The sequence below is a fragment of the Nocardia sp. bgisy118 genome, from assembly GCF_057708605.1.
Window position 1 is genome coordinate 117,166 of sequence record NZ_JBYISM010000023.1, and the last position, 22,057, is coordinate 139,222.

At 68.4% G+C, this 22,057-nt stretch carries 22 protein-coding genes and 1 pseudogene; 21 read left to right on the forward strand and 2 right to left on the reverse strand.

The genetic code is table 11. The features are described 5' to 3' along the window. The first annotated feature begins 2 nt into the window (after nt 1-2). The 7 genes from AC3EO7_RS25850 (at nt 3) to AC3EO7_RS25880 (ending at nt 5,867) form a co-directional block, all read left to right on the forward strand. Nucleotides 3-884 (forward strand): alpha/beta fold hydrolase, encoded by an 882-nt coding sequence (locus AC3EO7_RS25850; protein WP_431970562.1) that lies wholly within the window; start codon nt 3-5, stop codon nt 882-884. Continuing rightward, on the forward strand, nt 871-1,755 hold the full coding sequence (locus tag AC3EO7_RS25855) for an acetoacetate decarboxylase (protein WP_431970563.1): 885 nt from the start codon (nt 871-873) through the stop codon (nt 1,753-1,755). Before AC3EO7_RS25850 ends, AC3EO7_RS25855 begins: the two co-directional genes overlap by 14 nt. Nucleotides 1,756-1,849: 94 nt before the next feature. After that, nucleotides 1,850-2,365 carry an SRPBCC family protein gene (locus AC3EO7_RS25860; protein ID WP_431970564.1) on the forward strand — a complete coding sequence of 172 codons (516 nt, stop codon included), beginning with the start codon at nt 1,850-1,852 and terminating at the stop codon, nt 2,363-2,365. Further along, the gene (locus AC3EO7_RS25865) at nt 2,365-3,399 is read left to right on the forward strand and encodes an LLM class flavin-dependent oxidoreductase (RefSeq protein ID WP_431970565.1); all 1,035 of its coding nucleotides are present in this window, start codon (nt 2,365-2,367) and stop codon (nt 3,397-3,399) included. Before AC3EO7_RS25860 ends, AC3EO7_RS25865 begins: the two co-directional genes overlap by 1 nt. Nucleotides 3,400-3,517: 118 nt before the next feature. Beyond that, on the forward strand, nt 3,518-4,501 hold the full coding sequence (locus AC3EO7_RS25870) for a GlxA family transcriptional regulator (RefSeq protein ID WP_431970566.1): 984 nt from the start codon (nt 3,518-3,520) through the stop codon (nt 4,499-4,501). A gap of 56 nt (nt 4,502-4,557) precedes the next feature. Further along, nucleotides 4,558-5,169, forward strand: coding sequence for an isochorismatase family protein (locus AC3EO7_RS25875; protein ID WP_431970567.1), 612 nt, complete (start codon nt 4,558-4,560; stop codon nt 5,167-5,169). A gap of 53 nt (nt 5,170-5,222) precedes the next feature. Further along, a complete protein-coding gene (locus tag AC3EO7_RS25880; RefSeq protein ID WP_435592603.1) occupies nt 5,223-5,867 on the forward strand; it encodes a hypothetical protein in 645 nt (214 codons plus the stop codon). Nucleotides 5,868-5,975: 108 nt separating this feature from the next. On the opposite strand, the gene AC3EO7_RS25885 is transcribed toward AC3EO7_RS25880, so the two are convergent. Further along, complete coding sequence (locus tag AC3EO7_RS25885; RefSeq protein WP_431970569.1) at nt 5,976-6,542, reverse strand: TetR/AcrR family transcriptional regulator; 567 nt, start codon at nt 6,540-6,542, stop codon at nt 5,976-5,978. Nucleotides 6,543-6,623: 81 nt separating this feature from the next. Here AC3EO7_RS25885 and AC3EO7_RS25890 point away from each other — a divergent pair, with 81 nt between their 5' ends. Both AC3EO7_RS25890 and AC3EO7_RS25895 read left to right on the forward strand, forming a co-directional pair. Beyond that, entirely contained in the window at nt 6,624-7,082 is a 459-nt protein-coding gene (locus tag AC3EO7_RS25890; RefSeq protein WP_431970570.1) for a DUF6463 family protein, read from the forward strand. After that, nucleotides 7,079-7,486: a hypothetical protein gene (locus AC3EO7_RS25895; protein WP_431970571.1), complete on the forward strand. Its 408-nt coding sequence runs from the start codon at nt 7,079-7,081 to the stop codon at nt 7,484-7,486. Before AC3EO7_RS25890 ends, AC3EO7_RS25895 begins: the two co-directional genes overlap by 4 nt. On the opposite strand, the gene AC3EO7_RS25900 is transcribed toward AC3EO7_RS25895, so the two are convergent. Beyond that, a complete protein-coding gene (locus AC3EO7_RS25900; RefSeq protein ID WP_431970572.1) occupies nt 7,438-8,814 on the reverse strand; it encodes an aminotransferase-like domain-containing protein in 1,377 nt (458 codons plus the stop codon). The genes AC3EO7_RS25895 and AC3EO7_RS25900 overlap by 49 nt on opposite strands. A 105-nt stretch (nt 8,815-8,919) precedes the next feature. Here AC3EO7_RS25900 and AC3EO7_RS25905 point away from each other — a divergent pair, with 105 nt between their 5' ends. From AC3EO7_RS25905 to AC3EO7_RS25960, 12 genes and pseudogenes are all read left to right on the forward strand, one after another. Continuing rightward, nucleotides 8,920-9,768, forward strand: coding sequence for a nitrilase-related carbon-nitrogen hydrolase (locus AC3EO7_RS25905; protein WP_431970573.1), 849 nt, complete (start codon nt 8,920-8,922; stop codon nt 9,766-9,768). 13 nt (nt 9,769-9,781) lie between these two features. Then, entirely contained in the window at nt 9,782-11,203 is a 1,422-nt protein-coding gene (hydA, locus tag AC3EO7_RS25910; RefSeq protein WP_431970574.1) for a dihydropyrimidinase, read from the forward strand. Between the two features lie 9 nt (nt 11,204-11,212). Next, a complete protein-coding gene (locus AC3EO7_RS25915; protein WP_431970575.1) occupies nt 11,213-12,238 on the forward strand; it encodes a TIGR03842 family LLM class F420-dependent oxidoreductase in 1,026 nt (341 codons plus the stop codon). Beyond that, complete coding sequence (locus AC3EO7_RS25920; RefSeq protein WP_435592604.1) at nt 12,235-13,563, forward strand: aspartate aminotransferase family protein; 1,329 nt, start codon at nt 12,235-12,237, stop codon at nt 13,561-13,563. The genes AC3EO7_RS25915 and AC3EO7_RS25920 overlap by 4 nt, the downstream gene beginning before the upstream one ends. Beyond that, entirely contained in the window at nt 13,560-15,068 is a 1,509-nt protein-coding gene (locus AC3EO7_RS25925) for a CoA-acylating methylmalonate-semialdehyde dehydrogenase (protein ID WP_435592605.1), read from the forward strand. The genes AC3EO7_RS25920 and AC3EO7_RS25925 overlap by 4 nt, the downstream gene beginning before the upstream one ends. Before the next feature lie 27 nt (nt 15,069-15,095). Further along, nucleotides 15,096-16,559 (forward strand): NCS1 family nucleobase:cation symporter-1, encoded by a 1,464-nt coding sequence (locus tag AC3EO7_RS25930; protein ID WP_435592606.1) that lies wholly within the window; start codon nt 15,096-15,098, stop codon nt 16,557-16,559. Nucleotides 16,560-16,911: 352 nt separating this feature from the next. Then, on the forward strand, nt 16,912-17,424 hold the full coding sequence (locus AC3EO7_RS25935; protein ID WP_435592607.1) for a GNAT family N-acetyltransferase: 513 nt from the start codon (nt 16,912-16,914) through the stop codon (nt 17,422-17,424). A gap of 156 nt (nt 17,425-17,580) precedes the next feature. Beyond that, nucleotides 17,581-18,543: an alpha/beta hydrolase gene (locus tag AC3EO7_RS25940; RefSeq protein ID WP_431970580.1), complete on the forward strand. Its 963-nt coding sequence runs from the start codon at nt 17,581-17,583 to the stop codon at nt 18,541-18,543. 148 nt (nt 18,544-18,691) lie between these two features. Next, a complete protein-coding gene (locus AC3EO7_RS25945; protein ID WP_435592608.1) occupies nt 18,692-19,783 on the forward strand; it encodes an alpha/beta hydrolase in 1,092 nt (363 codons plus the stop codon). A 166-nt stretch (nt 19,784-19,949) separates the two neighbouring features. After that, on the forward strand, nt 19,950-20,600 hold the full coding sequence (locus AC3EO7_RS25950) for an ABC transporter permease (RefSeq protein WP_431970632.1): 651 nt from the start codon (nt 19,950-19,952) through the stop codon (nt 20,598-20,600). Then, entirely contained in the window at nt 20,593-21,777 is a 1,185-nt protein-coding gene (locus AC3EO7_RS25955) for an ABC transporter ATP-binding protein (protein ID WP_435592609.1), read from the forward strand. Before AC3EO7_RS25950 ends, AC3EO7_RS25955 begins: the two co-directional genes overlap by 8 nt. Then, a pseudogene (locus AC3EO7_RS25960) lies at nt 21,774-22,057 on the forward strand (ABC transporter permease); the annotation flags it as partial. The gene AC3EO7_RS25955 and the pseudogene AC3EO7_RS25960, both read left to right, overlap by 4 nt.

The window sequence follows — 22,057 nt, forward strand, 5'->3', positions numbered from 1 at the left end:
CCATGCCGCTGCTGCACGCCAATGGCGTATCGCTGGCCTATATCGATACCGGAACTCCACCGGGCCTGCCCGATGCCCCGACGATCCTGTTCGGTCACGGATTGTTGTTCGGGGGCTGGATGTTTCGGCCGCAGATCGATGTCCTGCGGCACCGATACCGGTGCGTCACCGTGGATTGGCGCGGCCAAGGCGAAACCCCCGCCACGGCGGGCGGGTACGACATGGACACGCTCTGCGACGATGTCGAAGCGTTGATTCGGGAACTGGATCTCGCGCCGGTGCACTTCGTCGGTCTGTCGATGGGCGGGTTCGTCGGTCTGCGGCTCGCCGCACGCCGGGGTGAGCTCTTGCGATCGCTGACGGTTCTGGACACCACCGCGGACGGTGAGCCGCGTGATGTCGCACGGAAGTACACGCTGTTCGCGTGGATCTACCAGCTCCTCGGCGCCGCACCGTTGAAGCAGCAGGTGCTGCCGACCTTGTTCGGTCCGGATTTCCTCAACTCCCGGCGCAGCGAACCCGTTGTCTACGAATGGAATGCCCGCCTGTCCTGTTCCGGCAGAACCGGAATAAGGAAAGCCATTCTGGCGGTCGCCGACCACGCCCCGATGGGGGACGAACTCGCCGAGATCGTGGCGCCGACCCTGGTGATCGTCGGCGCCGACGACACCGCCACCCCCCGCCTCGACGCCGAGCGCCTCGTCGCTCGGATCGATGGATCCGCTTTGCAGGTCGTTCCCGCCGCCGGGCACACCAGCAACCTCGAGCAACCGCACATCGTCACCGCGTGCTTGGCGTCGTTCCTCCACTCGGTCGACAACGCACCCGGCGACAGCCCGGAAGCCACCAGCTCACTCGACGGAATCGGTCATGGAATTCACTGAGATCACGATCGGGGACCGCAAGGTTCCCGTCGTCAAGAACGGCTATTACGACCGCTACCGGATGAATCCGGATCTCGACGAGATCCAGCGAGATCCGGCCGTCGGAGACATCACCTTCTTCCGTCGGATACCGAAGCGAATCGCGGATTCGGCGCTGGGTCCGATGTGGACGCCGAATTTCTACTACCGCACGAGTTCGGCGCAATTGCTTTTCACGGCGCCGCTGTCGCGGCTGCGAGCTCACCTTCCGGCACCGCTCGAACCCGTCCGCATCCTGCCGGGCGTCGGACTGATCGCGCTGGCGCTCTATCGCTACGAAGTCTGTGACAACGACCCGTACAACGAAGTGGGAGTCGCCGCGGTCGTGCACGATCCGCGCCGCCGGGCCGGGGCCCTCGGCGTGATCGGCGATGCCCGGCGCCGGGTCAACCATGCCCACGTGCTCGCGCTGCCCGTGAACACCGAGATCGCGCGCCTGCGCGGGGTCGACGGCTACAACCTGCCCAAGTGGCGAACCGACATCGACGTGAACGTCGCCGGCGAGGTGTACGCGCGAGTCGCCGGGCCCGGGGGCCGGACCGATATCGAGGTCCGCGCGAAGCTCCCCGCCATCCGAGATCTTCGTCCGGAATCCCGTGTCTCGACCACGAAACTCGTCCACACCCTGAACGGAACGTGGTACGAGACGACCACCCAGGCCAACCCTCTCACGATCGGCACGCGGATCCTTCCCTCGAACGTTCGGCTCCACCGCGGCACAGGACCGCTCAGCGACCTGCTCACCGGGCTCGGCCTCAGCAGACCGCTGCGATTGGAAGTCACCACCGAAGCGCAACTCGTGCTGCATCTTCCGCGTCCGCTCGCACTGTGACACACACCGCCGCACCCGCACCGCGACCCGGTACTGCCACGCGACGGCACCGGGTGCGGACCTCGTACCACCGAACCGAAGGAGTACCGACACGATGGAGTGGACCGGCGCGATCTATGCCGACACCCCGACCGCCGAGAGCGTCATCCACATCGATGCGCCCCTCGCGAAGGTCTGGAGCGTTGTCACCGATATCGAACTGATGCCGCTGTTCAGCGACGAACTGAAGTCCGCCGAATGGGTCGATCCCATTCACGGCGCGCGGCTGGGCGGCGCCTTCGTCGGTACGAGCCGGCATCCGAAACTCGGCGAGTGGTCGACCACGTCCTACATCGTCGAATTCGACGCGTCCCGGACCTTCTCCTGGGTCGTCGGAAGCGTCGAAAATCCCGGTGCGACTTGGCGGTTCACCCTCGAGGCGGACAACGACGGCACCCGCTTGCGTCAATGGGTTCGGATGGGGCCGGGGCCGTCCGGCCTGAGCTTCGCCATCGCCGCCATGCCGGAGAAGGAACAGAAGATCGTCTTCGTCCGGATGCGCGAGCTCGAACGAGCCATCGAGCACACCCTCGCGGCGATCAAGACATTCCTCGAGGGTGAGGAGCACTGATGCGCACCGCCACCACCATCGAAGCCTCCTACCCGGGAGCACTCGAATTCGCCCTGGAGGCAGAGAAACTCGGTCTCGATATCTGCTGGGTCGCCGAGGCGTGGGGCTCGGACGCCCCGACCGCCTTGGGCTACCTCGCCGCCCGAACCGACCGAATGTTGCTGGGCTCCGGCGTCATCCAGATCGGGACCCGCACACCCGTGGCGATCGCCCAATCGGCATTGACCTTGGCGGACTTGTCGCAGGGACGGTTCCTGCTCGGCCTCGGCGCCTCGGGACCGCAGGTCATCGAAGGGCTGCACGGCGTTTCGTTCGCCGAGCCGCTCGTCCGTATGCGCGAGACCGTGGAGATCATCCGCCAGGCATTCGCCGGAGAAAAGATCAGCTACTCCGGTCACAGGCATGGGATCCCGATGGCAGGCGGCGAAGGCAGGCCGATGCGATTGTCGCTGCCTGCGAACACCGACATCCCGATCTACCTCGCGACCCTGTCGCCCCGCATGCTCGAACTGACCGGACGGATGGCCGACGGCTGGCTCGGCACGAGTTTCATTCCCGAACGCGCCGCCGCGTATCTCGATCGCCTCGACACCGGGCTGGCCGCCGCGGGCCGGTCACGCGACGAGCTCGACATCTGCCAAGGCGCGGAGGTGGCCTTCGCCGACGACGAGGACACCCTGCGGACGATGCTCGCGGCCCGCAAGAAGGAACTGGCCTTCAGCCTCGGCGGAATGGGATCGGGCGCCACCAACTTCTACAACAACGCCTACAGCCGTCAAGGGTGGGCCGACGTCGCCGAAGCGGTACGTCAGCGCTGGCAGGCAGGAGACCGGCAAGCAGCCGCGGCGCTCGTCACCGACGAGATGGTTCTGGCGACCACGTTGATCGGCACCGAGGCGATGGTCCGCGCCCGGCTGCGCGTCTGGCGCGACGCGGGTGTCGACACGATTCGCCTCTATCCGGCGGGTGACACCATCGATGCCCGGGTGACAACCCTGGGCCGTGCACTCGACATCATCCGCGACCTGAACTGAGTCCGCGCGTGGAGCGGGAGACGACGGTGCGCCGCTGAGCTCGGGCGTGGGATCCGGTGGCCGGATCTGACAGAGATCCGTCGTTGCGGCCATCGGCGCGCGCCTCGACGATGGACTCATGATTTCGAGCCACCGCGTGGTCATCGCGACCTTCCCCGATGTCGACCTGCTCGATGTCACCGGGCCCGCCGAAGTGTTCGCGCTGGCCAACCGCGAGGGTGGCGGGCGAGTGCGCTACGACGTGCGGCTGGCGAGCCCGGTCCGCGGTGAAGTGCGCACCTCCGCCGGGGTGCGCGTCGTCACCGACCTCGGCTTCGACGAGGTGGAGCCGACGATCGACACGTTGATCGTCCCCGGCGCGGTCGACACTCCGCCCAGCGGGCCGGTCGCGCGGATCGATCGCGAGGTCGTGGCGTGGATCGAGTCCGTTGCGCCACATGCGAGGCGAATAGCCTCGGTGTGCGTGGGCGCGCATCTGCTCGCCGCCGCGGGTCTGCTGGACGGGAGAACGGCCACCACACACTGGTCGACGGCCGACCAGCTCGCGGCCGAACACCCCCACATCGTCGTGGACCCCGACCCGATCTTCATCCGCTCGGGCCGGATCTGGACCGGCGCGGGGATCAGCGCCTGCCTGGACCTCTCCCTGGCTCTGGTGGCCGAGGATCACGGCGAGGACTTGGCGTTGCAGGTGGCACGGCAGTTGGTGGTGTATCTCAAACGGCAAGGCGGGCAGAGCCAATTCAGCGTGCCGCTGAGCCGTCCCGCGACCGCCCGCCGCGACATCGATGACCTGCGGCTCTTCATCACCGAGAATCTGGACGGCGATCTGTCCGCCGCAGCGCTCGCGGCCAGGATGTGCCTGAGCGAACGCCATTTCACGCGGGTCTTCCAGCAGGAGACCGGCGCCAGCGCCGCGGTCTATGTCGAGGCGTGCCGGGTCGAGGCGGCGCGCCGCCTGCTCGAAACCACCGACCAGCCCGTCGAACGGATCGCCGCGACGGTCGGGCTCGGATCGGTCGAGACCTTGCACCGCGCCTTCCGCAGGCAACTCTCCGCCACACCCGGCGACTACCGGAAGCGATTCCGCATCACTACCTGAATGTCGAGCGGTGATCCCGCACGTATTTCCCTCTCCCACACAGAAAGTAGCGACACATGTCGATGAATGCCGTCTCCAGCACCCTGCGCGACGTGATCGGTCTCGATGATCGGCTACCGCGATTGGCAGATGCCACGGTGATCATGATCGATTTCCAGAACACGTACCTCCGCGGTGTCATGGCGGTGGACGGGCCCGAGGAGGCGCTGGCCGCCGGTGCCCGATTGCTCACGGCCGCAAGAGAATTGCGGCGACCGGTGGTGCACATCGTCAACGACGGCGGGCCGGACACCCCCTACGATATTCGCGCCGATATCGGTGCGATCAGCGATCCCGTCGCCCCGCGGACGGGAGAACCGGTGGTGGTCAAGCAATTCCCGAATGCGTTCCACGCCACCGATCTCGAGCAGACCCTGAAGGAGCTGGGTGCGGGGCAGGAATTGGTGCTCGCCGGATTCATGACCCACATGTGCGTGAGCTACACCGCCCAGGGCGCGTTCAATCTCGGCTACCGCCCCACCGTCGTCGCCGAAGCCACCGCCACCCGACCACTGCCCAGCCCCTTGGGAGACACCGTGCCCTCCGCCGCACTGCAGAGCGCCGCCCTCACCACCATCGCCGACCTGTTCGGCGTCGTCGCCCCGACCGTGGACGACATCCTGCACTAGCCCGGGGCCATACACACGCGTCGGTGTCGGTCGGGGCTGTTACTTTGCGCGGCATGGTGATCGACCGGGGCGCGAGCTCCGCACACGGAGTGGCCTTGACGGAGCGCGTGATCGAGGCGGTGCGGCGGGCGCCCGAAGCGTCCGCACTGGACTACCAGCACGTCCCATGGGTGGAGGGCAGCCCGCAGCCGATGGCGGCGGATGTACTGGCGGACATGGTTTTTCCGTCGGGACGACCGCTGCCGCCCAGCCTGCGGGCGTGGTTGGCGTTCGATGTGAGCCTGCTGGAGCGCTACGGTTGGTTCGGCCAGGACGGTGCGTTCGCGCCCCGACCGCTCGACCAGCTCGTGGACGACGAACTGGGCGGGCCGTGGGCGGAGTTCTTCACCCCGCTGGCCGAGCGTTTCGGCGAATGCTTCCTGCTCCCCGGCGGTTCGGACTCGCGGCGGGTGCTCGCCGTCGGCGAGCCGGACGCCGAGGGCGAATACCCGGTGATCGCCCTCGATGTGGACGACCTGCCGTTCGCCGGTCTGATGTACCCCGGCTTCGATGTGTACCTGGCGCACACCGCGGGTCTGGTCCGTATGGAATTCCCCACCTACACGGCGCTTTTCGAGCACGCGATCTATGGTTCGCGGATGCGCACGCACGCCGTCCACCGGTTCGCGGGAGAGGCTTACGCCGAGTTTCCGTTCTGAATCCACATCCTTGGAGGCCGTCGGCTCGGACATGCTCGAGCGAGGGCTGGGCTCGACGCAGCGCAAGCCCAGCCCTCGTCGCAACGGATACGCAAGTCGGCTACGCCGTCACGGGCGCAAGAGATGTTCTCCGGCGAGCTGGATGGCTTCGAGTTTGGTGTAGCCGGGGTGGTCGGCGACGATGAAGTGGCGGCCGATGGCGAGCGCGAACGTCAGCATGCAGCGCGCCTCGATCTCGTCGGGATCCGTGAGGAAGGCGCCGAACATCTTGCGCAGGAACGCCATTCGCTCGTTGTCGATGCGCCGCAGGCGCGCCGCGACGGCCTCGTCGTGGTTGGCCCACGCACGAATCGCCAGATCGATACGATGCAGGTCCTCCGAGAACGTCATCCGGCCGACGCGCCGGATCCGGTCAGCGGCCTCGCCGCCTTCGGCGTTCGCCTGGGCGATGACCTCCGTGGTGCAGCGACTTTCCCACTCGTCGAGCATCTCGGCGAGGAACGCGGCACGCCCGTCGAAGTGCCCGTAGAACCCGCCCTTCGTCACGCCGAGTGCGGCGGCGAGCGTCTCGACCCGGACCGCGTCGGGCCCTCCTTCGGCGAGGGCGTCGAGACCCGCCGCTATCCAGCGGGCTCGTGTCGTTCGGGCCACTGCGGGAATTCCGGTCACCTCCATTGTTCGCCTCTCGTTTATACGGTACCGTACAAACGATCTGTACGGTACCGTATAAACGAGAGGCGAACCGTGCCACAACTCATGAACTCCCCCAAGCGATTGCTGCGCTGGGCCGCCGGAATCATGGTCGTCCTCGGAACAGGGCACCTCGCCTTGCTCGCGCTGTTCGCTGGGGACGACATCGCAGGCTGGGTGGATCGCGGGATATGGGGAGCGGTCCCCCTCGCCGTCACGAGCGACGGCCCGACGGTGGAGTCGCTGCAGAACGAGGTCACCTTCTGGGCCGGTCCGGGCAGTTTCGCCGTACCGTTCATCCTTTTGGGTTGCCTGACATGGCATCTCGCCGAGCGCGGGATCGCCGTACCCGCCGGAATCGGCTGGGGCCTCGCGGCCTATTGCGTGTTCAGCGGCGTCCTGCTCGTACCGTCCCCGTACTTCGCCGGGGCCGTCGCAGGCGTACTTGTCGTCTTAGCCGCGCGGAAAGGCGTTCGGGCCCAAGCAGACCGAGATGCGGCCGGTAGCGTCGTCGCCGGAGGATGAGAGGCGGGCCTGACGCCGAACCGCTGCGCGGCACACCCCTGGCCGAGGTCGTCCATGAAGTGGCCCTCGCCGCGGAGGACGCGGGTGACATCGAGCTGATCGCGCTGTGGCACGCACCGGGAGTCGACGTTCTGCTCGGCGTCGCGGGCACCGAGGATCCGCGGCGGATGCGCGCCACCCGCGCCGTCCGCGCCATCGCACTGCGCACCGACGCGATCGCCTTCGATCTCCCCGACGGCTATCGGCCGCCGCCGGAATTTACGAAGACGACCCACTCGAATCCTGGTGGGCGGGAGCCGATTCGGCGGGATTCGACGACGATTTCGGGTAGTGATCGGAGACGGGCCGCTCCCCTTCACCGACCATCCCACGATTCCTGGTCCAGGGAGAAGTATTCCGATTGACGGGGCCGCGCGGCCAAGGCGAGGACGGCGGCGACCTCATCGATGCCGTCCGCGAGGGGGGCGACGGTCACGCGCACCGCTTCGGGATGACCGCGGTCGGCCACGAAGAACGGGCCGCCGGGGGCGACCCGGATTCCATTGGCGGCCAAGTGGATCAGCGCGGTGCGCTCGTCGGCGACGGGCAGCCAGGCGTTGAGGCCCTGGCCCTCGGCGAGGTGCAGACCGTGGCGGCGCAGCGCGTCGGCGAGGGCGCGGCGGCGGATCTGGTACTGCGCACGGGCGTGTTCGACGGTGCGGGTGACGGTTTCGTCGCGCAGCATCTCGTGCAGCAGGCGCTGCAGGATGCGCGGCGTCCAGCCGGGACCGAGGACGCGGGTGGCCACGATGCGGTCGATGATCTCCTCCGGGCCGGACAGTGCCGCGATCCGCAGGTCGGGGCCGTGCGATTTGGAGTAGCTGCGCACGTGCAGCACCCGGTCGGGCAGCCATCGGCCGAGGCTGATGTCCTCGACGGGGACGACCGCGCCGGAGTGATCGTCCTCGATGACCATGCACCGGCGCTCGCTGTGCCGCAGGATCGCGACCAACTCCTCGGCGCGCTCGACACTCATCGACGCCCCGGTGGGGTTCTGCGCGCGCGGTTGCAGGACCGCCGCGCTCGCCCCGGTGGCGATCGCACGCGCGAAATCGTCCGGCAGCACGCCCTCTTCGTCCATGCGCACCGGAATTATCTGCGCGCCAATGGATTCCAGGTAGTCGAGGATGTACGGGAAGGTGGGGTCCTCGACGATCACCCGGTCGCCGAAGCGGACGACGGCCTGCAGGCTGCGGACGATGGCGTCCATCGCGCCGTCGACGACGGTCAGTGCGCCCGACCGGGTCGGCCAGTCCGCTTGCAGCAGCCGCCCGAGTTCGGGCACCACCGGCGCCTGGTGGTAATCGGTGGTCTCGGCATCGAGGGCGAGCCGGGACAGGATCGACCCGATCTCGGGCAGCAGCGCCGGGTCGGGGGTGCCGAGCGAGAGGTCGAGCCGGGCATCGGTCGCACCGCGGGTCATGCTGTCGGTCCGCGACGACGCGGGCCTGGCTCCGCTCTCGGCGACGAAGGTCCCGCTGCGCCCGCGTGACACCACCAGCCCGGCCTGCGCCAACGCCCGCCAGCCGTGGCTCACGGTCGCGGGGCTGACCCCGAGGCGGCGCGAGAGCTCCCGCACCGTGGGCAGCCGGTCCCCGGCGCGCAGCTCGCCGCTGGTGATGAGGCGGGCGATGGCGCCCGCGATGCCCGCGGGAGTCGGGTCATCGATCTGGATCCGGTCGTTCATTTCCATGCCTCGAACACCTCGCGAGATTTACACTTTCGGCACCGACTGAAATATTCAGGAAATGTTTACCTTCGAAGATAACATAACCAACTTCGGTAGGGAGATCGACAGGTGACGACAATCAGGGCCGCCATCACCCAGGCGACGTGGACCGGTGACAAGAAGTCGATGCTGGCCAAGCACGAGGGATTCGTCGAGCAGGCCGCCGCCGCGGGCGTGCAGGTCATCTGCTTCCAGGAACTGTTCTACGGACCGTATTTCGGCAACGTGCAGGACAGGAAGTATTACGAGTACGCCGAATCCGTCCCGGGGCCGACGACCGAACGGTTCGCCGAGCTGGCCAAGGAGCACCGGATGGTGATCGTGCTCCCGGTGTACGAGGAAGACCAGCCCGGCGTGCTCTACAACACCGCGGCGGTGATCGACGCCGACGGCAGCTATCTCGGTAAATACCGCAAGCACCACATTCCACAGCTGTCCGGCTTCTGGGAGAAGTTCTATTTCCGGCCGGGCAACCTGGGCTATCCCGTGTTCGACACCGCCGTGGGCAAGGTCGGTGTCTACATCTGCTACGACCGCCACTTCCCGGAGGGCTGGCGCGCCTACGGATTGGCAGGGGCCGAGCTCATCTTCAACCCGTCGGCGACCAAACCCGGCTTGTCCGAGCGGCTTTGGGAGCTGGAGCAGCCCGCCGCAGCGGCCGCCAACCAGTACTTCATCGGCGCGAACAACCGCATCGGTACGGAGACGGAGGAGTTCGGCGACGATGCCGTGACCTTCTACGGCAGTTCGTATTTCGTCGATCCGCGCGGCTGCTACGTCGGCGAGCGCGCTTCCGCCGACACCGACGAACTGCTGATCCGTGACCTCGATCTGGATCTGGTGCGCGAGGTCCGCAGCGATTGGCAGTTCTATCGCGACCGCAGGCCGGATTCCTACGACGCCATCGTGGCGCCCTGAACCGGGAGGAAACGTGGCCACCACACTGATCACCGGAGGAACGGTCGTCTCGGCGACCGGCCGCGGCCCCGCCGACATCCTCGTCGACGGTGAACGCATTGTCGCACTGCTGCATCCGGGCACGACCGCGCTGGGCGCGAATCTGGCCGAGACCGTGGACACCGTCATCGACGCGTCCGGCAAGTACGTCATCCCCGGCGGCATCGACGCGCACACGCACATGTCGATGCCGTTCGGCGGAACGACGGCGTCCGACGATTTCGAGACCGGGACGAGGGCCGCCGCATGGGGCGGCACCACCATGATCATCGACTTCGCGGTGCAGAAGTTCGGTGAGCGCGTGCAGGATTCCCTGCAAACCTGGCACAAGATGGCGTCGGGCCAGTGCGCCATCGACTACTCGTTCCACCAGATCGTCGGCGACGTGAACGACGCGTCGCTGGCCGCGCTGCGCGGACTGCCGGACGAGGGCATCACCAGCTACAAGCTCTTCATGGCCTATCCCGGCGTCTTCTACAGCGACGACGCGCAGATCCTGCGCGCCATGCAGATCGGCGCGAACACCGGGCTGCTCACCATGATGCACGCCGAGAACGGCCCCGCCATCGACGTTCTCGTCGCGCAGCTGCTGGCCGAGGGCAAGACCGATCCGTACTACCACGGCATCGCACGCGCCTGGCAGCTCGAGGAGGAGGCGACCCATCGGGCGATCATGCTGGCCGATCTGACCGGTGCGCCGCTGTACGTGGTGCACGTGTCGGCGAAGCAGGCCGTCGCCCAGCTGGCCGCGGCGCGGGACCGGGGCCGCAACGTCTTCGGCGAGACCTGCCCGCAGTACCTGTATCTCTCCCTGGAGGACAACCTCGGCGCAGCGGGTTTCGAGGGCGCGAAGTGGGTGTGCTCCACACCGCTGCGCTCCCGGCAGGAAGAACATCAGGACCAGGTGTGGCAGGCGTTGCGCACCAACGACCTCCAGATGGTGTCCACCGACCACTGTCCCTTCTGCATGAAGGGACAGAAGGACATGGGGATCGGCGATTTCTCCAAGATCCCCAATGGAATCGGCACCATCGAGCACCGGATGGACCTCATGTACCAGGGCGTCGTGGACGGCCGGATCACCCTGGAGCGCTGGGTGGAGATCACCTCGACCACCCCGGCCCGCATGTTCGGCCTCTACGGACGCAAGGGCGTGCTCGCTCCCGGCGCGGACGCCGACATCGTGGTGTACGACCCCAACGGCCACACCTCCATCGGTCTCGGCAAGACCCATCACATGAACATGGACCACTCGGCCTGGGAGGGCTACGAGATCGACGGCCACGTCGACACCGTGCTCTCCCGCGGCAAGGTCGTGGTCGCGGACGGTGAGTACCGCGGCCGCAAAGGCGACGGGCAGTTCGTGCGCCGCGACCCGTGTCAGTACTTGATCTGAGGAGACGCCATGCAATTCGGAGCGGTACTACAGTGCGATCCCCCGGCGGCGCGCACCGTCCAATTGGCGAAACTGGCCGAGGCGCACGGGTTCAGCCACCTGTGGACCTTCGATTCGCATCTGCTCTGGCAGGAGCCGTACGTGCTGTACAGCCAGATTCTGCACGAGACGAAGCGAATCACGGTCGGGCCCATGGTGACCAATCCGGCGACCAGGGACTGGACCGTCACCGCGTCGCTGTTCGCCACGCTCAACGAGGCCTACGGCAATCGCACCATCTGCGGGATCGGGCGCGGCGATTCCGCGGTGCGCGTCGGCGGCGGCAAACCCACCACGCTGAAGACGCTGCGCGACTCGATCCACGTGATCCGGGAGCTGGCCAATTCGCGGCCGGTCGAATACGGCGGCGGCACCGTGCAGTTCCCGTGGAGCGTCGGCTCGACGCTGGACGTCTGGGTGGCCGCCTACGGACCGAAGGCGCTGGCGTTGACCGGCGAGGTGGCCGACGGCTACATCCTGCAACTGGCCGACCTCGACATCGCCGAATGGATGATCGCCACGGTGCGCGAGGCGGCGGTGGCGGCGGGCCGCGACCCGGATTCGATCACGATATGCGTGGCGGCGCCGATGTACATCGGCACCGATCGCAAGCACATGCGCGATCAGTGCCGCTGGTTCGGCGGGATGGTCGGCAACCACGTCGCCGACATCGTCGCGCGCTACGGCGGCAGCGGGGCCGTGCCGCAAGCGCTCACCGAATACATCGAGGGCCGCGCGGGTTACGACTACAACCTGCACGGCCGCGCCGGAAACGTGCACGCCGACTTCGTCTCCGACGACATCGTCGAACGGTTCTGTGTGCTCGGCACCGCCGACGAGCACATCGCCAAACTCCGGCGACTCGCCGACCTCGGCGTCGATCAGTTCGCGGGCTACCTGCAACACGACAACAAAGAGGAAACCATGCGCGTCTACGGCGAGACGATCATTCCGCAACTGCGGCAATCCATCACGGCGACGAAGGTGACGGCATGACCGCCGTGCGCGTCGATCTGGACGCGCGCGCCTACGAGCTCGACCGCGACCACGTGTTCCACTCCTGGTCGGCGCAGGCCGCGCTGAATCCGGTGGTGCTCGCGGGCGGTCGCGGCTGCCGGGTCTGGGATCACGGGGGCCGCGAATACCTGGATTTCGCCAGTCAGATGGTCAACGTGAACATCGGCCATCAGCATCCGGTGGTCACGGCCGCGATCGCCGATCAGGCCGCGCGCCTGGCCACCATCGGCCCGGCCGCCGCGAATCTGCAACGCGGCGAGGCGGCGCAGCGGATCGCCGCGCTCGCGCCGGACGGGCTCGAGAAGGTGTTCTTCACCAACGGCGGCGCGGACGCCAACGAGAACGCCATCCGGATGGCGCGGCTGCACACCGGCCGCGACAAGGTGCTCTCGACCTACCGCTCCTACCACGGGAACACGGGCGCGGCGGTGGTCGCGACCGGCGACTGGCGGCGGATACCGAACGAGTACGCCCGCGGCCACGTCCATTTCTTCGGTCCCTACCTGTATCGCAGCGAGTTCTGGGCGAGCACCGCCGAGGAGGAGAGCGAGCGCGCGCTGCGGCACCTCGAGCGGGTCGTGCAGTGCGAGGGGCCGTCCAGTATCGCCGCGGTCCTGCTGGAGACGGTGCCCGGCACCGCGGGCATCCTGGTGCCACCGCCCGGTTATCTCGCCGGTGTCCGTGCCATCGCCGACCGATACGGGATCGTGCTGATCCTCGACGAGGTGATGTGCGGATTCGGCCGTACCGGACGGTGGTTCGCGTTCGACGGCTACGACGTGACGCCCGACCTGATCACCTTCGCCAAGGGCGTCAACTCCGGATACGTTCCCGTGGGCGGCGTCGTCATCTCCGAGCAGATCGCCCACACCTTCGACCACACCGTCTTCCCCGGCGGCCTCACCTACAGCGGGCATCCGCTGGCCGCGGCGTCGATCGTCGCCGCCCTCGATGTGATGGCCGACGAGGGCATCGTGGCCAATGCCGAACGTATCGGCCGCACCGTGCTCGGACCGGCGCTCACGCGTGTGGCCGAGGAGTGCCCGGTGATCGGCGACGTGCGTGGCGAGGGCGTGTTCTGGGCACTGGAACTGGTCGCCGATCGCGCCACCCGGGAACCCATGTCGGCCGCGACCATGGCTCGGGTCAAGACCGAGCTCGTCGCCCGCGGGCTGCTTCCGTTCCTGGCCGACAACCGCATTCACATCACGCCGCCGTGCGTGGTCACCGAGGCCGAGGTCGCGGAGGCGACCGCCATCCTGCGTGACGTATTGACCGCCCTGCCCGCCGAGGAGATCCGATGACGCATCCCGAGACCACCGACATCGTCGACCACTGGGTCGACGGCAAGCCGTGGACGGGCGAATCCACCCGCACCGCACCGGTTTTCGATCCCGCACTGGGCGTCGCGCAGCGCGCCGTCCGGATGGCCACCGGCGAGGACGTCGGCGTGGCCGTCGCCGCCGCGGCGGCGGCGCTGCCCGGCTGGGCCGATTCCTCCGTCGCCACCCGCCACCGGTTCCTGCTGAACTTCCGCGAGCTGCTCAACGCCCGCAAGGACGAGCTGGCGAGCATCCTCACCGCCGAGCACGGCAAGGTGCTCGCCGACGCGGCGGGTGAGATCGCCCGCGGGCTCGAGGTCGTCGAGTTCGCGCTGTCCATGCCGCACCTGCTCAAGGGCGAGTTCAGCCAGAACGCCTCGACCGGGATCGACGTGTACTCGGTGCGCGAACCGGTCGGCGTCGTCGGCGTGATCAGCCCGTTCAATTTCCCGGCCATGGTGCCGCTGTGGTTCTTCCCGATCGCGATCGCCGCCGGGAACACGGTGGTGCTCAAACCGAGCGAGAAGGATCCGTCGGCGGCGAACTGGCTGGCCGGGCTCGCGGCCGACGCCGGACTGCCCGCGGGTGTGCTCAATGTCGTGCACGGCGACAAGGAGGCGGTGGACGCGCTGCTGACGCACCCGCAGGTCGCGGCGATCTCCTTCGTCGGCTCCACGCCGATCGCCGACTACGTGTATCGGACCGCCACCGCGCACGGCAAACGGGTGCAGGCGCTCGGCGGCGCCAAGAACCACATGCTCGTCCTGCCGGACGCCGATCTGGACCTGGCCGCGGACGCCGCCGTCAACGCCGGCTTCGGCTCGGCCGGTGAACGCTGCATGGCGGTGAGCGTGGTGCTCGCGGTCGACTCCATCGCCGACGAGCTGGTGGAGCGCGTCGCCGCGCGGATGACCGGGCTGCGCACCGGGGACGGCCGCCGCGGCTGCGACATGGGACCGCTGATCACCCGGGAACACCGGGACCGCGTGGCCGGGTACCTCGACACCGCCGTCGCCGATCGGGCCCGTCTCGTGGTCGACGGCCGCGACACCGCCGTCGACGGCGACCCCAACGGGTTCTGGCTCGGCCCCTCCCTGATCGATCGGGTGCCGGTCACCTCGGCGGTCTATCGCGACGAGATCTTCGGGCCCGTGCTCTCGGTGGTGCGGGTCGAGGGCTTCGAGCATGCCGTCGACCTCGTCAACGCCTCCCCCTACGGCAACGGCGTCGCCATCTTCACCAACGACGGCGGCGCGGCGCGGCGTTTCCAGCGGCAGGTGCACGTCGGCATGATCGGCGTGAACGTGCCGATCCCGGTACCGGTGGCCTACCACAGCTTCGGCGGCTGGAAAGCGTCGCTGTTCGGCGACGCGAAAGCCTACGGACCCAACGGTTTCGCGTTCTTCACCCGGGAGAAGGCGATCACCTCGCGCTGGCTCGACCCCAGCCACGGCGGCATAGACCTCGGTTTTCCGCGCAACAGTTAGCACTCACCGATGCACGAAGGACATCCGATGACCGAAACTCGGGTACGGCCGCTGGACGGCGCGCCGAGCAGTTCCTCGCTGGTCAACGACGACTTGGCGCCAACGACCAAGGAGACCGCGACCTGGCGTACCTGGGACATCTTCTGTCTCTGGATGACCTCGGCGCACAGCATCGCCAGCTACGGCTTCGCGGTCGGCATGCTCGCGCTCGGCATGACCGGGTGGCAGACGATGCTCGCCCTGTTCACCGGCGTGCTCGTGCTCTGGCTCGGCAGCAATCTCGTCGGCGTCGCGGGCCAGAAGGTCGGGGTGCCGTTCCCGGTCTTCGCTCGCGCCGCCTTCGGCGTCTTCGGCGCCAATATCCCCGCGCTGCTGCGGGCCATCGTCGCGGTGTTCTGGTACGGGATCCAGACCTACCTGGCTTCCACCGCGCTGATGGTGTTGCTGCTGCGTGTGTCGCCGGGTTTGGCGTCGTGGACCGAATCCAGTTTCCTCGGCTTGTCGACCTTGGGCTGGATCGCGTTCCTCGTGCTGTGGACCGTGCAGTTGGCGATCATCAACTACGGCATGGAAGTCGTGCGCAAGGCCTCGGACTTCGCGGGCCCCGCGGTCTGGCTCGGCATGATCGCGCTGGCGATCTGGATTCTGGGCAAGGCCGAGTGGAGCATCGACTTCAACGCGCGAGCCGGTGCGCCGCTGTCGGGCGGCGCGACCGTCGCCGCGTTCGTCGGCGTCGCCTTCCTGATGGTGTCGTTCATGGCCGGTCCGCTCGTCAACTACGCCGACTTCGCGCGCTTCTCCCCCAGCAAGCGGGCGGTGCTGCGCGGCAACGCGTGGGGCATCCCGTTCAACGAGACGGCGTTCGTGGTCCTGTCGATCGTCATCTCGCTGGCCACGCTGAAGGTGTACGGGAAGGTGCTGAGCGACCCCGTGCAGCTGGTCGCCGATATCGACAGCGATGTGGTGGTGGTCGTCGCCGCGGTGTTGTTCGCGACGGCGACCGTGGGCATCAACGTGGTCCTCAACTTCGTGTCCCCGTCCTACGACATCTCCAATGCCGCACCGAGATTCATCTCGTTCCGCACCGGCGGCATCATCACCGCCGTCCTGTCCATCCTGGTGATGCCGTGGAAGCTCTGGGAGAACCAGGATTTCATCATCTACTTCCTCGGCGGTGTCGGCGCGCTGATGGGTCCGGTGTTCGGCATCCTGATCGTCGACTACTACCTGCTGCGGCGACAGCGCACCGCGGTCGCCGAGCTGTACGACGACACCGCGGAGGGGCGCTACTACTTCTCTCGCGGGTTCAACCCGAAAGCGCTTGCGGCGCTTGCACTTTCGGGCACGATCGCGGTGATCGTCGCGCTCGCTCCCGATTCCCAGGAGGTGACGGCGCTGTCCTGGCCGGTCGGCGCGGCGCTGGGAGCGCTGCTCATGTACGCGTTCGAAGTCGTCCGGCCGTCCGGATCGAGGAGTGAGAGCGCTTCCTGATCCGACCCGCGACCGGTTGTCCGACGGCGGCGACGGTGTCGGATAGCCGGTCGAGGGCCTGGCAGGCCTCGGACGGTGGTGCGGGTACCCGTGCGATCGATGTCGGCCACCACGGCGTTCGCGACGCCGATCAGTCGGTGAGCCGGAAGCCGGCCCGCTCGACCGCGTCCGCCACCGCATCGCGGTCGACCGGACCGCCTCCCTCGACAGTCACCGTGCCGCCGTCGAGCAATGCCGCTTTCGGTCACGTGCCTCGGCCGACTGTCGCGAGGCGCCACTCCCGGCCGATGTTGCTCGGGCGTGCGGCGGATATCGACGTGACAAACACCGTGCCGTCGATGATGCTGGCGCCATGCTGATTCGGACCGGCGGCGCGGCGGACGCGCAGGCGATCGCGGCGCTGCACACCGCGAGCTGGCGCACGGCCTACGCGGGCATGATGCCGGACGACTATCTCGCCGGGCCGCTCGACGCCGACCGGTCAGCGTTGTGGAGAAAGCGGCTGACCACCCCGGTCACGCCAGGACTGTTCGTGGCGGAGGACGCCGCGACACTGCTGGGCTTCGTCTACCTCGTACCGACGGACGACGGCCGGGTGCTGCTGGACAATCTGCACGCCCGGCCCGGCAACCTCGGGCGCGGGATCGGCAGCCGCCTGTTCGAGCGCGGTCTCGCGTGGGCGGCGACAGAATTTCCCGGCCGCCCGGTGTATCTGGAGGTGCTGCGCGACAACGCCGCGGCCATCGCCTTCTACGAGCGGCGCGGCGGGCGGCGCACCGACGCGCGGATCGGGCGATTCGACGCGGGCTTCGAACTTCCGGAGTACGAATACACCTGGGAGCCTGCCGATTTCGATCGTTCCTAGCTCGCCACCGAGGGGCGGCGTACCATCCCTGGCGCCGGAGAGCCGCGGGCCGTCCCGCCGAGGAGAAGGCTTCCCATCGCGGGCCTGCCGCCCCCGCTGGAATACACTCCACCTCGACGGTTAACCGGAGCATAGCTGGAGCGAGAGGAGTTGGCCGTGAGCGAGCGTCCTCGGTGGTATCGCGATCAGCAGGCGTGGCGGGACCTGCAGCGGTTCCTGCCCGAGCGCCTGCGGCTGACCGACGAGACCGCGCCCGCCGAGGAGTACTGGAACTGGCGGGGCAATCACGTGCACCTGGACAGGTATCCCCTGCCCGACGCTCCCGCCAAGATCGTGCTGCACCACGGGGTCGGCACCAACGGCAGGCAGATGAGCCTCGTTGCCGGGGCGACGCTGGCCCAGCGCGGCTTCGAGACCGTCGCCCTGGACAACCTCGGCTACGGCCTGACCCAGGTCGCCGACGGCGCCGCGCCCGGCTACCGCGACTGGATCCAGCTCACCACCGATTTCCTCGCCTACGAAAACACCCGCGACGACCGGCCGATCGTGCTCTACGGGCTCAGCGCCGGCGGCATGCTGACCTACCACGTCGCGGCGCACGCACCGCGCGGCACACTGCGCGGCATCATCGGCACGACCTTCCTCGACCCGCGCGACAGGAAGGTCTGGCGCGCGGTCTCCCACGACGCCTTCCACGCCACCTTCGGTACCGCGGTGTTCGAACTGCTGGCACGCACCCCGCTGCGCGGTGTGCGCTATCCGATGTCACTGGCGTCGAAGATGAGCGCACTGTGCAACAACCCGGATGCCATGAAAGTCTTTCTGCGCGACAAGACCTCGGCGGGCAGCTGGGTCTCGGCGAAATTCTTCAGCGAATTCGGCTCCTACGCCCCCGATCTCGAACCCGCCGACTTCGACGTCTGCCCCGTCCTGCACACCCAACCGGCCGAAGATCACTGGACCCCGCTCGAACTCAGCGAGCCGGTCACCAGGGCGATCACCAAGGTCCCGGTCACCACGGTTGTGCTCGACAATGCCGGGCACTATCCGCTCGAAGAGCCCGGCCTGACCCAGATGCACGACGCCATCACCCAATTCGTCACCGAGCACACACGATGACAGTCGACGTGTTCGCGTGGCCTGCGAATCACGCCCGATCGGCCGCATTCCAGGACCCAGGTGGCAGCATCGATGCTGCGTCGTGACGTGCTCCGAGCCTGAACCGCACAAGAGAGGTGTTCCCGTGCCGGTCGATCCCATCCCCCCGATGCCCTCCGTGCCAGCCACCGCGCGGACGGCCGCGGCGGCAGTCCGCGGACTGCTCCGGTTGCCACCGCGCGTCAAACGCGCGCTCGCCGGTCCCGCGGTGTACCGCGACGGCAACGAGCTCGACCTCGATGCCCAGTTGCTCCTGCGCATCACCCGGGCGCTGCCGAAGTCGGCGCCGGATCCGGTGCGGCTGCGTCGCCAGGCGCGGCGGATGGCGGCGATCGGCGCGGGGCGGCGCGCACCCGTGCGCGTCGAGGACATCACCGTCGCGGGCGCCGCCGGACCGCTGCGGGCGCGGCTGTACGACCCCGGCGCGGCCGATACGCTGCTGGTCTATTTCCACGGTGGCGGCTGGGTCATCGGCGATCTCGACACCCACGACGCGTTCTGCCGAACCGTGGCGCACACCGCGCGGATCCGGATGGTCGCGGTCGACTATCGGCTCGCACCCGAGCACCCTTATCCAGCAGCCGTCGACGACGCCGTGGCGGCCTTCTGTGATATCGCCGCTCGCGCAGGCGAATTCGGTGTCACGGCCGAACGTGTCGCGGTGGGAGGCGACAGCGCGGGCGGGCATCTGGCGGCGGTGCTGTGCCAGAGGACGCGCCACCAGGGCGGCCCCGCGCCCCTGCTCCAGCTGCTGATCTACCCACCCACGGATCTGACCGGGAAAGCTCAGTCCCGCACGACGTTCGCCGAGGGATTCGCCCTCACCCGCACCGACATCGACTTCTTCGACCGCTGCTTCCTGCCACCCGACCTCGACCGCACCCGACCGGACGTGTCGCCGCTCTACGCCGAGACCACCGCCGGGCTCCCCCGCGCCGTCGTGATCACCGCGGGCTTCGACCCCCTGCGCGACGAGGGCGAAGCCTACGCGACCCGCCTGCGCGCCGACGGCGTGCCCGTGACGGCGCGGCGATTCGACGGTTACATGCACGGCTTCGTCAACAACGCGCTCGCCTTCGGTCCCGCGGTCGGCGAGATCGCCGCGATGCTCGCCGACGCATTGGCGGCGCCCGGCTCCTCGGCCGACCCGGATCCGGACGGCGGACGAAACCCGATCGCCACTCGCCCATCCGGTTTCTGAACCCTGGATACCACCGGCGTACCGTCCGAGCCTGTCGCGCCGGACGGCAGTTCGCGTGAACCACGCAGTTCGCATCCACCACAGCGCGTTTCGGTCCCGCCGACTCGCTGCGGCGAGTTAGGGTGCGAGATAGACTCCGGCGCAACGTGGTACGGGAGGTTCGGCCCTGGACACACTGTGGACGTTCGTGGTGACCCGACGGCACCAGCTGCTCGTCGACTCGTATTTGCATGTCTCGGCGGTGATCCAGTCGCTGCTGGTCGCCGCGCTGATCGCGGTGGTCGTCGGCGTGCTCGTCTACCGCAGCCCGTTCGGTTCGGCGGCGGCCACGGCCGCGGCGAGCGCGATCCTCACGGTGCCCTCGTTCGCGCTGCTCGGTCTGCTGATCCCGATCCTCGGACTCGGTGTCGGGCCGACCGTCACGGCGCTCGTGCTCTACGCCCTGCTGCCCATCCTGCGTAACACCATCGTCGGGCTGGCCGCGGTCGATCCGTCGGTGGTCGACGCCGCCCGCGGTGTCGGCATGAACCGGATGCGGGTGCTCGCCGCCGTCGAACTGCCGCTGGCCTGGCCCGCGATCCTGACCGGGATGCGGGTCAGCACCCAGATGATCATGGGCATCCTCGCGCTCGCCGCCTACGCCAAAGGGCCTGGGCTCGGCAATCTGATCTTCTCCGGGCTGTCCCGGCTCGGCAGCCCCAACGCCGTGCCGCAGGCGTTGACCGGCACGGTGCTGATCATCGTGCTCGCCCTGCTACTGGACGGCCTGTTCGTCCTCGTGGGGCGACTGACCACCTCGAGGGGGATTCGTGACTGACATCGAGACCGGCGCCGCGGTGTCCGGCGTCGACATCGTGCTCGACGCCGTCACCAAACGGTATCCGGGACAACATGATTCGGCCGTGGACGAGGTGTCGCTGACCATCCCCGCGGGCGAGATCGTCGTGCTCGTCGGGCCGTCGGGCTGCGGCAAGACCACGACCATGCGCATGATCAACCGGCTGATCGAACCGACCTCGGGCACCATCACCATCGGCGGCCGCGACGCCGCGGCGATGAATCCCGATCAGCTGCGCCGCGGCATCGGGTACTCGATCCAGCAGGCCGGGCTCTTCCCGCACATGACGGTGGCCAAGAACATCGCGACCGTGCCCGGGTTGCTCGGCTGGGATCGCGCGCGGATCGCCGCGCGGGTCGACGCGATGCTCGACCTCGTCGGCCTCGACCCGGACACCTTCCGCGGCCGCTACCCGCGTCAGCTCTCCGGCGGACAACAGCAGCGCGTCGGGGTGGCGCGCGCACTGGCCGCCGACCCGCCCGTGCTGCTGATGGACGAACCGTTCGGCGCAGTCGATCCGATCACCCGCGGCCTGTTGCAGGACGAATTGCTGCGGTTGCAGGCGGAACTCGGCAAGACCATCGTCTTCGTCACGCACGATTTCGCCGAGGCGGTGAAACTCGGTGACCGGATCGCCGTGCTCGGCGACCGGTCCAGAATCCTCCAGTACGACACCCCGGCCGCGATTCTCGCTGACCCCGCCGACGACACCGTGGCCGGATTCGTCGGCGCCGACGCCTCGCTCAAGCAGTTGACGCTGACCAGGGTCGGCGATGTGGAACTCGGCGACTGCCCGACCGCGGGGCAGGACGAACCGGCGGAAACCTTGCGCGCGGCACTGGCGGGCCGGGAATCGCTGTGGGCGCTGATCCTGGACGCGCGGCGGCGCCCGCTGCGGTGGGTGTCGGCCGAGCAGCTGACGAACGCCGGGACGCTGCGTGAGGTCGGCAGCCCGATCGGTCAGGCGCTGTCGCTGCGATCGACGCTGCAGGACGCGCTGGAGGCCCTGCTCGCCGAGCAGACCGCGACCGCGGTGGTCACCGACGCGCGCGGCGAATTCGCGGGACTGATCACCATCGACACGCTGGTCGGGCACCTGTCCGCGACGCGGGCTCGCCACGGCGGCGAGCAACCCGCCGCCGAGGCCACGTCGTGACCGCCGCCGTCGTCGTCGCACCCAGCGCCGCGTCCGCACCGGTCGCCGCGCACCGAGCCGAGCGGCTGCGGTTGCTCGTCCAGCCCGCGCTGGTCCTGGTGCTGACCGTCGGCGTCCTGGTGTGGGCATTCCGCCGCGACCTCACCGCCACCCAGCGCGCGAGCATCAACGCGAGCACTATCGCCACCGTCACCTGGCAGCACGTGCTGCTCACCGCGACGGTGGTGCTGATCGTCGTCGCGGTGGCGGTGCCGCTCGGCACCCTGCTCACCAGGCCCGG

What these genes read in the sequence shown, in the direction of transcription:
- AC3EO7_RS25850 (WP_431970562.1), top strand. Translation starts at nt 3, where the DNA reads ATGCCGCTGCTGCACGCCAATGGCGTATCGCTGGCCTATATCGATACC.
- AC3EO7_RS25855 (WP_431970563.1), top strand. Translation starts at nt 871, where the DNA reads ATGGAATTCACTGAGATCACGATCGGGGACCGCAAGGTTCCCGTCGTC.
- AC3EO7_RS25860 (WP_431970564.1), top strand. Translation starts at nt 1,850, where the DNA reads ATGGAGTGGACCGGCGCGATCTATGCCGACACCCCGACCGCCGAGAGC.
- AC3EO7_RS25865 (WP_431970565.1), top strand. Translation starts at nt 2,365, where the DNA reads ATGCGCACCGCCACCACCATCGAAGCCTCCTACCCGGGAGCACTCGAA.
- AC3EO7_RS25870 (WP_431970566.1), top strand. Translation starts at nt 3,518, where the DNA reads ATGATTTCGAGCCACCGCGTGGTCATCGCGACCTTCCCCGATGTCGAC.
- AC3EO7_RS25875 (WP_431970567.1), top strand. Translation starts at nt 4,558, where the DNA reads ATGTCGATGAATGCCGTCTCCAGCACCCTGCGCGACGTGATCGGTCTC.
- AC3EO7_RS25880 (WP_435592603.1), top strand. Translation starts at nt 5,223, where the DNA reads ATGGTGATCGACCGGGGCGCGAGCTCCGCACACGGAGTGGCCTTGACG.
- AC3EO7_RS25885 (WP_431970569.1), bottom strand. Translation starts at nt 6,542, where the DNA reads ATGGAGGTGACCGGAATTCCCGCAGTGGCCCGAACGACACGAGCCCGC.
- AC3EO7_RS25890 (WP_431970570.1), top strand. Translation starts at nt 6,624, where the DNA reads ATGAACTCCCCCAAGCGATTGCTGCGCTGGGCCGCCGGAATCATGGTC.
- AC3EO7_RS25895 (WP_431970571.1), top strand. Translation starts at nt 7,079, where the DNA reads ATGAGAGGCGGGCCTGACGCCGAACCGCTGCGCGGCACACCCCTGGCC.
- AC3EO7_RS25900 (WP_431970572.1), bottom strand. Translation starts at nt 8,814, where the DNA reads ATGGAAATGAACGACCGGATCCAGATCGATGACCCGACTCCCGCGGGC.
- AC3EO7_RS25915 (WP_431970575.1), top strand. Translation starts at nt 11,213, where the DNA reads ATGCAATTCGGAGCGGTACTACAGTGCGATCCCCCGGCGGCGCGCACC.
- AC3EO7_RS25920 (WP_435592604.1), top strand. Translation starts at nt 12,235, where the DNA reads ATGACCGCCGTGCGCGTCGATCTGGACGCGCGCGCCTACGAGCTCGAC.
- AC3EO7_RS25925 (WP_435592605.1), top strand. Translation starts at nt 13,560, where the DNA reads ATGACGCATCCCGAGACCACCGACATCGTCGACCACTGGGTCGACGGC.
- AC3EO7_RS25930 (WP_435592606.1), top strand. Translation starts at nt 15,096, where the DNA reads ATGACCGAAACTCGGGTACGGCCGCTGGACGGCGCGCCGAGCAGTTCC.
- AC3EO7_RS25935 (WP_435592607.1), top strand. Translation starts at nt 16,912, where the DNA reads ATGCTGATTCGGACCGGCGGCGCGGCGGACGCGCAGGCGATCGCGGCG.
- AC3EO7_RS25945 (WP_435592608.1), top strand. Translation starts at nt 18,692, where the DNA reads ATGCCCTCCGTGCCAGCCACCGCGCGGACGGCCGCGGCGGCAGTCCGC.